The organism is Haloferax sp. Atlit-6N (assembly GCF_003383195.1).
GTDB classification, from domain to species: domain Archaea; phylum Halobacteriota; class Halobacteria; order Halobacteriales; family Haloferacaceae; genus Haloferax; species Haloferax gibbonsii.
The window spans coordinates 1-502 of sequence record NZ_QEQJ01000210.1; the positions used below are offsets into that span (position 1 = coordinate 1).

Below are 502 nucleotides of genomic sequence, written 5' to 3' on the forward strand. Positions count from 1 at the left end.
CGCCGCCCGTGAGATCGCCGGTGAGAACTCCGGCCGCGGACTAGGTGACGCCGAAGACGTGCCCGGCCTGAGCGGCGAGACGCCCGGGCAAAGCGGCGACGCTCCTGGACAAAGCGGCGATGTGCCTGGCTTGAGCGACGGCGACGTGCCCGGACAAAGCGGTGACGCTGCGGACGAGCGAGACGACGATGCGGGTGACAACGAGACGGACGGTCTCCCGGAGGACGCGGCAAACGCATCTGACCTGGTGAATACGACAAATGCCTCCGAAAACGCTCAGGAGGCGACCAACTTGGGAAATGGTGACGCCGGGCCGCCCGACGACCGTCCGGCAAACGTCACTGGCGACGCGACCAACGACACACAAGAGACAGACTCGAGGCGGGACCGTCTCGGACAAGGAGACGGACGCAGTGTGAACGATGGTTTCGGGAACGATACGCTGGGTGACAAACCGGGAAACGGTGACGACGGTACCGAGTCCGGAGACGGGAACTCGACT

1 pseudogene is annotated in these 502 nt (G+C 65.1%); it reads left to right on the forward strand.

The annotated features are described in order from the left end of the window. Positions 1 to 502 (forward strand): annotated as a pseudogene (locus DEQ92_RS23610) (hypothetical protein); the annotation flags it as partial.